We start from the raw sequence: 9,445 nt of genomic DNA, 5'->3' as shown, positions 1-9,445 counted from the left end.
GGCTATTTGCAATCTGAGGTTGGATCATGAAGTATCCTATAAAATAGCATAACCCTTCTTTTGTGCAAAACTTGGTTGACTACACTCTATTGCATAATGTATTGTTTTGTGCAAAAGATGGTTGGAGACCGAAATGACAGAATTCTCAGGTTCAGCTGCCTCGCAGGCAGATTTTATTTGGAAAAACGCAGAAGACCTTTGGGGTGATTTTAAACATACCGACTTCGGTAAGATTATTTTACCCTTTACTTTGTTACGTCGATTGGAGTGCGCTCTTGAATCTACAAGAGAAGCGGTAAGGGAGGCTTACGACAATTTTAAGGATGCCGAAGTTGAGCTTGACCCAATTCTACGCCAAACCGCTGGCTATCCCTTCTACAACACCTCTGAGTATTCCCTTTCAACGCTTGGCAGTACAAAAACTCGTCGTAATCTCGAAGACTACATTTCTCTTTTTTCTGATAATGCCAGAGCAATATTTGAAGAGTTTGAATTCGGTAACACGATAATCCGGCTTGAGAAAGCTGGGTTACTTTTCACCATCTGCAAAAACTTTGCTGGTATTGATTTACACCCTGACACCGTGCCAGACAGAGTGATGAGTAATATCTATGAGCATTTGATTCGCCGTTTTGGTGCTGAAGTCAATGAAGGCGCTGAAGATTTCATGACCCCAAGGGATGTCGTGCATTTAGCCACAGCACTCTTGCTTGATCCTGATGATGCACTGTTTGAGGAAAGCCCAGGCCTTATTCGTACCCTGTACGATCCTACGTGTGGGACAGGCGGATTTTTAACTGACGCAATGAACCATGTTGCCGACTATGGCAACCATTATAAAATTCCACCGGTACTGGTTCCTCACGGCCAAGAACTTGAACCGGAAACTCATGCGGTTTGTGTAGCCGGTATGCTCATCCGTCGCCTTGAGTCAGATCCAGGTCGTGATCTTTCCAAAAATATCCTTCAGGGCAGTACACTTTCAAATGATCAGTTTGCAGGAGAGCGTTTCCACTACGGCTTATCTAATCCGCCTTTCGGTAAGAAATGGGAAAAAGACAAATCAGCTGTAGAAAAAGAGCATAAATTGGGTGAGTTAGGCCGCTTTGGCCCTGGCTTGCCACGTATTAATGACGGTTCTATGCTGTTTTTGATGCACCTAGCTAGCAAGCTCGAATTGCCAAACAATGGCGGTGGACGTGCTGCAATTGTCTTATCCGGCTCACCTTTATTCAATGGTGGCGCTGGCTCTGGCGAGTCTGAAATACGCCGCTGGTTGCTGGAAAACGACCTAGTCGAAGCCATTGTTGCTCTTCCTACAGATATTTTCTTTAGAACCAGTATTGCTACTTACCTGTGGATTTTATCGAATAAGAAGTCCGCGAATCGCAAAGGTAAAGTGCAACTTATTAATGCCACTGACCTTTGGACATCTATCAAGAATGAGGGTAACAAGCGCCGAATTGTGAGCGATGATCAGCGCCGCCAGATATTGGATATTTATGCAGCTGGCGAAAATGACACACTCTCTAAAATGGTTGATTACCAAGTTTTTGGCTACCGCCGTATTAAAGTGCTTCGCCCGTTGCGGATGACGCTTAAGCTTGATGAGCAAGGTTTATCCACGTTAGAAGCAACGGATACCTGGCAGAAACTACCGGTTGAACATAAAGCATTTTGGCGTGAGGCCATTCAGCCGCAGTTGGGTGAGACCAAGGAATACATCTGGGCAGAAAACTTTACCAAAGAAGCCGTGAAAACACCTGATGCCAAACTGCTTAAGGTAAAAGGCAACAAGACTTTCATTACTGCCTTGCTTGCTGCATTTGGCCGCAAAGACCCTGAAGCGGAGCCGGTGATCGATGCGCAAGGCAAATTCGTACCTGACACAGATTTAACGGATTATGAAAACGTACCTTATTTGGAATCGATTGAGGATTACTTTGCCCGTGAAGTGCTGCCACATGTGCCCGATGCTTACATCGACGAAAGCTTTATCGATGACAAAGACAAGCGGCTTGGTCGCGTGGGTTATGAAATCAACTTCAACCGCTTCTTTTATCAGTACCAAGCGCCGCGTAAGCTACATGATATCGATGCAGAATTGAAAGATGTTGAAAGTGAGATTGCAGCACTCTTGGCAGAGGTGGCAACTGAATGAGTCACTATAAAGCATATCCCGAATATAAAGAGTCTGGCGTTAAGTGGATTGGCTCCGTGCCAGAGCATTGGGATTTAAAGCCATTAAAAATTATCGTCTCTCATAATGATGATGCACTCCCAGATTATACTAATCCAGAAGATCTGATTAGGTATGTTGACATTTCATCGGTTAGTTACCACGAGGGTATTTCTAAAATTGAAGAAATGCCTTTCGGTGATGCACCTTCCCGCGCGAGAAGAAAAGCTAAGTCTGGAGATGTTATTCTGTCAACAGTGAGGACATACCTTAAAGCAGTTGCATCTGTTGGTGATGAGTTTGAAGGTTGTATTTTCTCAACAGGATTTGCAGTACTGCGCCCACGCCCTGTCAAAATAGAGCCACGTTTCCTGAAATGGCTTGTCCTTAATGATTTATTTATTCAGGCTGTTGAAGCGCACTCCGAAGGGTTGAGTTATCCAGCAATTAACCCACCTACTCTAGTAAGCCTCAAAACAGTTATTCCTGGATTAGATGAACAAAGTAAGATTGCAAATATTCTTGAAACTGAAACAATTCGCATTGACACACTTATCAGGAAAAAAAACAGGTTTCTTGAGCTAATAAAAGAGAAAATATTGGCTTTAGTAATGAACGAACAAATTCAAGGGAGTGGTGAATTTGATCGTTTAAAACGGATGACAGATGTAGTCTCCAGGCCAGCAACAATTGTTGATGGTGATGAGTATGTAGCATTGGGGCTTTATAACCGTGGTAGAGGTCTTTTCCATAAGCCAGCAACTCTTGGCAAAGACATGGGAGATTCAAGCTTTTTCTATGTAGAAGAAGGGGATCTCATTCTTAGTGGGCAATTCGCATGGGAAGGCGCTGTAACAATGGCGACCGAAAAGGAAACGGGGTGTGTAGTTTCTCATAGATACCCGGTCATCCGTGGAAAATCGATTGCTACCGAATATTTGTTGGCTTTATTTATGACTAATTTCGGTGATTTTTTATTAAACGAGTCTTCAAGAGGTGCTGCGGGAAGAAATAGGCCGCTGAACATTAACCTTCTGCTTAATGAAAAAATACGAATTCCAGCCCCAGAAGTCCAAAGTGAAGTAAAAAGGTTAATGTACTTAAAAGCGCAAGCTGATATAAAAGTTAAAAAAAGCATTGCCTTGCTCAAAGAGCGTCGTTCAGCATTTATCACTGCTGCGGTAACTGGGCAGATAGATTTACGAGGAGAGTCCGCATGAACTCATCAGCACATCAAGAAAAACACTTTCAACGCTATATTATTGAGCGGCTGGTCGAGCAAGGCTGGAAGTTAGGTGATACCAAATACTACGATACCGAACGTGCACTTTACTCAGAAGACCTAGAAGCGTGGATAAAAGCGAGCGGCCAAAATGATAAGTGGGAGAAACTGGAGCGGTTAAACGGCACAAAAACCCTCGACGTGGTGATGGATCGACTGACCAAGGCACTTGAGCAACAAGGTACGGTTCAGGTGCTACGTCAAGGCTTCTCAATTGCAGGCTGTGGCCTGATTGAAATGACTGAAACCGCGCCTGAGGATAAGCGTAACGAAGCGGTGATAGAGCGCTATATAGCCAACATTCTGCGCGTAGTGCCCGAGCTGAAATACCATCCTGCGCGTGAGTTTGCGATTGACTTAGTATTCTTCATCAATGGGCTGCCTGTCGCAACGGTTGAGCTAAAAACGGACTTCACCCAGTCAGCTGAAGCGGCTATGGAGCAATACCAACAAGACCGACTGCCATTTGACCCAAAAACCAAGCGTAAAGAACCTTTATTGACCTTTAAGCGCGGAGCCGTCGTGCATTTTGCTATGTCGGATTCTGAAATCATGATGGCAACCAAACTGGATGGGGTTAATACCTTCTTCCTGCCATTTAATAAGGGGCATGAGGGGCGAGCTGGCAACCCGCCTGGTGAGAAGAAGCCGGATGGTAGCATTGAATACCCCGTCGCATACTTTTGGGAGGATGTTTGCCAACCCGATGCATGGTTACGCATATTCCATAGCTTTGTGTATGTAGAGAAAAAAGATGTGGTTGATATTCAGGGCAACTGGTCTAAAAAAGAAACACTCATTTTTCCGCGTTTTCATCAATGGACGGCAGTGAATAACATGATTGCTGATGCCCGCAAGAATGGTGCAGGCATGACCTATCTGGCTGACCATAGCGCAGGATCAGGCAAAACCAGTACCATTTCATGGACGGCTCATGATTTAGTGAAATTACGGGAAGACAATGGCGATGCGGTATTTAACAGCGTCATTATTGTAACTGACCGCAATGTATTAGATGGGCAACTACAGGACGCGGTAAAGCAAATTGACCACCAGTTTGGGGTGATTGCTGCGATAGATCGTCAGAAGTCATCGCAATCAAAAAGCAAGCAACTTTCAGAAGCCTTGATCAATGGCACACCTATAGTTGTCGTCACTATTCAGACCTTCCCTTACGCCATGGAAGCCGTTATTACCGACAAGGCGCTTAAGGGTAAGCGTTTTGCAGTGATTATTGATGAAGCCCATAATTCTCAAACAGGCTCTACTGCTGCAAAATTACAGACCGCTCTTGGAATGAGTGGGCACGGGAAAATGTCCAGCATGACTGTGGATGAACTGTTAGAGCAACTGCAAAAATCGCGTGCTCGGCCCGACAACATCAGCTACTTCGCGTTTACAGGTACACCTAAACACGCGACCTTAATGCTCTTTGGTCGGCCTGAAGACGCGTCAAATCCGACATCAAAAGAAAATCCGCCCAAAGCCTTTCACAAGTACACCATGCGACAAGCTATTGAAGAAGGCTTTATCCTTGATGTTTTAAAAGGATACGTACCGTATCAAACCGCCTTTAATCTGTCGAAACAGCTTGAAGACAGTAAGCGTGTGAGTGGTAAGGCAGCAAAACGTGCATTAGCTCAATGGATGGCACTACATCCGACCAATGTTACTCAGAAAGTCCAATTCATTATTGAGCATTTCTCTAAAAATGTGGCGCACCGTTTAGATGGGAAGGCGAAGGCAATGGTTGTAACAAGTTCACGAGCTGCCGCTATTCGCTACAAGAAAGCGTTTGACCGTTATATTGAATTGCATAGCGAATACAGTTTCATCCATTCGTTGGTAGCCTTTTCTGGCAAAATGACTGGAAAACAGGTGATGCACAATGATGATGAGGCTTTTGAAGAGGTATTCGTTATTGACGAAAACGAGGAATTTACCGAACAAAGCATGAATCCTGATGTACAAGGTCAAGACTTACGCTTTGCGTTTGATCGCCCTGAATATAGAGTGATGCTAGTTGCTGACAAATTCCAAACGGGATTTGATCAACCGAAGTTAGTGGCAATGTATGTCGATAAAAAAATTGCTAACCACGTCGAAATTGTGCAGACGTTTTCACGTTTGAACCGCATGGCTCCAGGAAAAGATGAAGTATTCATAATCGACTTTGTGAATGATCCGTCCAATGTTCGGTATGCCTTTTCACTCTATGACGACGGTGCGCATATCGATGATGTTCAAGAGCTGAACGTTGTTTATGAAATCAAAGAGCGATTGGACGAACATAGCCTTTACAGCGAGAAAGACTTGATCGCTTTCAAAGAAGCCCGCTTCAAAACCATTCGCGATATTACTCACTCTCAAACTCCGCAACACAAGTCGCTTTATGCGGCAACAGAAGCTGCTACTCGTCTTTATAATGAAAAAATGAAAATGCTTCGCGATGCGATGGCAACGTGGGAGGGGGCTTTTGAAAAGGCTCGTGCGCAAGGTGATGAAGCAGGAATGAAATCAGCAGATCATCATCAAGATGAATATGCAGAGCAGATTAAATCCTTATTGGGTTTTAAGTCGGATCTAGGGCGCTTCTGCCGAACCTATTCTTATGTGGCACAACTTATTGATTTTGGAGATCCAGAGCTTGAGAATTTTGCTGCTTTTTCTAAGTTATTGCAAAAGCGATTGCACAATGAAGCCCCTGAAACTGTAGATTTGAAAGGACTGGTTCTTACAGGTTTTGATATTAAAGGGCGTGTTGTTGAACCTATTGAGGATGAAGACAAGCCTGTTTTAGAGCCTGTCGGCCCAGGTGGTGGTGGAGGTGCAGGAGACAAGCCAAAATTTGTGCAAGAAATCATTGAAAAGCTCAATAGTTTGTTTGGGGAGGCTACGCCTATTCGAGATCAGGTTGCATTTGTTAACCAAATTAAGTCAATTGCCGGTGAAAGTGACGTGGTTATGGCTCAGGTTGAGAGCAACACGCGAGAACAGGCGCTAAAAGGTAATTTACCTGGCGCAGTACAACAAGCTGTTGTTCGTGCGCTTACTAGCCATCAGAAACTTGCCACACAGGTACTTAAATCAGATCGCCAAGGGATGTCAGCTCTGGTCGATGTGATTTATGAAATGCTTAGAGATGGTAAAAATATAGATTTGGATTTGGACTAGCCTGATGCTTGATTTACTAAATCTACCGGGTATTAAACCGGTGGATATGTATAAAGAGAGCAAGGCGCTAATCATTGTAGCCGTGGCCGACGAGGTCTGTGCGCCAATGTGCCCAGATTGCAACATTCCAATGCACAAGCATGGAACTCGCAAGAACAAGTTCTCTGACACCCCTCTATATATGGAACCAGTTCGGCTTGAAGTGCAAAGACCGCGTTTTCGTTGTGAAAGCTGCGGAAAAATGGCTATGCCTGAACTGAGTTTTCTGGATGATAAGCGTCGAGCAACTAAACGGTTGGTCGATGTTATTCGTCAACAGTGCCTCGGCACCACATTTAGGGCATTAGCAGACCAAACTGGCGTCGCTGTTAATACAGTGAAAAATATTGCGCATGACTTGATTGATGAATTAGAACAAACGGTTTGTTACGAAACGCCGGTTATCATGGGCATTGATGAGGTTAACTTGGCCGGAGGTTATCGATGCGTTATCACAAACCTTGCGACTAACAACGTATTTGAAATGCTGGAACAGCGTACGCAAGACCACCTGAAACCATTTTTTAAGGAATTGCCTAACCGTGAAAAAGTCGAATGGGTATGCACCGATATGTGGCGTCCATTTAAACGGTCTTTTGCTGAATTTTTGCCAAACGCAAAGTTGGTAATTGATAAGTTTCATGTTGTTAAAATGGCATCTGAAGCATTAGAAGAAGAGCGTAAAAAATATCAGGTACAGCTTAGTAAGGAAGATAGAATTAATGTCAAAAAATCAATCAGATGGCTGACGCTTAAGCGACCCGCTAACCTGACTCCTGCTGAACATAAGGCTCTTGCTATCGTGCGTGAGCAAATACCAGAATTGTCTATTGCTTATGATTTCAAAGAAAGCTTCTTTGCTATCTATGATGAACCAGACAAGCAAAAAGCTCAGAACGCATTTGAGGCATGGAAAAATAGTTTACCTGACGATGGCATGGAGCCTTTCAAAAAGCTTGTCAAAACCGTTCACAACCACTATGAAGATATTTTTGCTTATTGGGATGCACCGTTCCCAATAACTAATGCCTACACAGAAGGCTTGAACGGATTGATCAAGATGTCTAATCGACTTGGGCGTGGCTATAGCTATGAGATCATTCGCGCAAAGACACTATATTCGGCAGAAGCCCGCAAGGTTGGTAGCGGTATCCGTTCTGGTCGTGGAAAGGTTGAGTATGGGCCACATATACCTACGCTTGTTAAGCAGGTTGAAAGTGGTGAATTAGATTAAGAACACACTAAATTATCAATAAAATGGAGAACTGATATATGGCTACTAAAAAAACGATATTTATAGCTTTTGCGATTGAAGACGAGAGACAGCGGGATTTTTTAAAGGGTCAATCGTTAAATACCAACTCCCCTTTTGAATATATCGATATGTCTGTAAAAGAAGCTTACGACACTGATTGGAAGGCCAAAGTAAGAACTCGCATTAAAAGGTCTGACGGTGTCATTGCACTTATTAGCAATAACTCATTGAAGTCAAGTGGTCAGAAGTGGGAAATAGCTTGTGCAAAAGAAGAAGGCAAAATAGTTTTGGGAGTTTGGGCATACACGGATGACAGGACAAATGTAGAAGGTGTCAAAACTGTTGTTTGGACCTGGGATGCCATTAAAAATTTCATAGACAGTTTATAAAGGACGAAATTATGAGGATCGCTTTGATAGTGGGTGTTAACCATTACGAGCATGGGGGTCACCTATATGGATGTGTGAATGACGCGCATTCCGTAAAAGCAATTTTGGAAAGACACGATGGCGGTTCTGTGAATTTTGATTGCCGATTGCTGACAGGAACAGGACCTAGCGAGACAGTTAAACGTGGTGATTTAAAAGACCAAATTACTGAATTATTTAAAGCAGATGCAGATATTGCTTTGTTCTATTTTGCTGGGCACGGTCATATTGAGGCTACGGGAGGTTATTTATTAACATCGGATGCTGCAAGAGGCGATGAAGGTGTTTCACTTACGGAAATACTGACAATTGCAAACAACTCCCCAGCCAAAAACAAACTAATTATACTTGATAGTTGTCACTCAGGAATTGCTGGGACACCTCCTGAAGCTGGACAACTAGCGTCGCTTGCCGAAGGTGTGACAGTTTTAACAGCTTCAACTAAAGACCAGTACGCGACAGAGCAAAATGGACGTGGAGTTTTTACCACGTTGTTGGTTGATGCACTAAGCGGTAGTGCAGCCAACTTAACAGGCGACATTACCCCAGGGAGTATTTATGCTCATATTGATCAATCTCTTGGGGCATGGGAACAACGCCCTGTTTTCAAAACAAACGTGAAGCAATTTGTGTCGTTAAGAAAATCCTCCCCTTCTATATCCATTGAGGATTTAAGAAAGATTACAACATTGTTCCCCACTCCTGGATATTCATTTCCTCTTGATCCTACGTTTGAACCTGAAATGAAAGGTAGGGATGAAGGAATGCCAAACCCAGTTGAAGAAAACACAAGAATATTTTCTGTACTTCAGAAATACAACCGATTAAACCTCCTTGTGCCTGACGGAGCGGATCATATGTGGAATGCTGCGATGGAAAGTAAATCGTGCAGGCTAACCGCTCTTGGTGAACACTATAGAAGGTTGGTTGAAAAGAATCGAATCTAATTACAATCGTCACATTTCCAACCAATATACAGGTTGTTTATTAGTGCTAATTCGCAGAGATTCCAACCAAACGATGATTAGTTTCAGCTATGTAATAATTGTTATCTAGGGTTGAATTCCAACCCTAGAATGCAAATAGCC

At 43.5% G+C, this 9,445-nt stretch carries 6 protein-coding genes; all 6 read left to right on the top strand.

The window, feature by feature from the left end; translation table 11 throughout:
- The first annotated feature begins 133 nt into the window (after positions 1 to 133).
- Genes ACYVIL_RS19120 through ACYVIL_RS19095 form a run of 6 tightly spaced genes read left to right on the top strand, consistent with a single transcriptional unit; the run spans position 134 to position 9,304 of the window.
- The gene (locus ACYVIL_RS19120) at positions 134 to 2,161 is read left to right on the top strand and encodes a type I restriction-modification system subunit M (protein ID WP_460314226.1); all 2,028 of its coding nucleotides are present in this window, start codon (positions 134 to 136) and stop codon (positions 2,159 to 2,161) included.
- On the top strand, positions 2,158 to 3,399 hold the full coding sequence (locus tag ACYVIL_RS19115; protein ID WP_460314224.1) for a restriction endonuclease subunit S: 1,242 nt from the start codon (positions 2,158 to 2,160) through the stop codon (positions 3,397 to 3,399). The genes ACYVIL_RS19120 and ACYVIL_RS19115 overlap by 4 nt, the downstream gene beginning before the upstream one ends.
- Positions 3,396 to 6,635 (top strand): type I restriction endonuclease subunit R, encoded by a 3,240-nt coding sequence (locus ACYVIL_RS19110; protein WP_460314222.1) that lies wholly within the window; start codon positions 3,396 to 3,398, stop codon positions 6,633 to 6,635. Before ACYVIL_RS19115 ends, ACYVIL_RS19110 begins: the two co-directional genes overlap by 4 nt.
- A 4-nt stretch (positions 6,636 to 6,639) precedes the next feature.
- On the top strand, positions 6,640 to 7,908 hold the full coding sequence (locus tag ACYVIL_RS19105) for an ISL3 family transposase (RefSeq protein WP_460314220.1): 1,269 nt from the start codon (positions 6,640 to 6,642) through the stop codon (positions 7,906 to 7,908).
- A gap of 38 nt (positions 7,909 to 7,946) precedes the next feature.
- Positions 7,947 to 8,318, top strand: coding sequence for a TIR domain-containing protein (locus ACYVIL_RS19100; protein ID WP_460314218.1), 372 nt, complete (start codon positions 7,947 to 7,949; stop codon positions 8,316 to 8,318).
- Positions 8,319 to 8,329: 11 nt separating this feature from the next.
- Positions 8,330 to 9,304, top strand: a complete 975-nt coding sequence (locus ACYVIL_RS19095; protein ID WP_007145191.1) for a caspase family protein — start codon at positions 8,330 to 8,332, stop codon at positions 9,302 to 9,304.
- The last annotated feature ends 141 nt before the right edge of the window (positions 9,305 to 9,445 follow it).

The organism is Aliiglaciecola aliphaticivorans (assembly GCF_054782055.1).
This window is presented reverse-complemented; position numbering and strand designations above follow the sequence as displayed.

What these genes read in the sequence shown, in the direction of transcription:
- ACYVIL_RS19120 (WP_460314226.1), top strand. Translation starts at nt 134, where the DNA reads ATGACAGAATTCTCAGGTTCAGCTGCCTCGCAGGCAGATTTTATTTGG.
- ACYVIL_RS19115 (WP_460314224.1), top strand. Translation starts at nt 2,158, where the DNA reads ATGAGTCACTATAAAGCATATCCCGAATATAAAGAGTCTGGCGTTAAG.
- ACYVIL_RS19110 (WP_460314222.1), top strand. Translation starts at nt 3,396, where the DNA reads ATGAACTCATCAGCACATCAAGAAAAACACTTTCAACGCTATATTATT.
- ACYVIL_RS19105 (WP_460314220.1), top strand. Translation starts at nt 6,640, where the DNA reads ATGCTTGATTTACTAAATCTACCGGGTATTAAACCGGTGGATATGTAT.
- ACYVIL_RS19100 (WP_460314218.1), top strand. Translation starts at nt 7,947, where the DNA reads ATGGCTACTAAAAAAACGATATTTATAGCTTTTGCGATTGAAGACGAG.
- ACYVIL_RS19095 (WP_007145191.1), top strand. Translation starts at nt 8,330, where the DNA reads ATGAGGATCGCTTTGATAGTGGGTGTTAACCATTACGAGCATGGGGGT.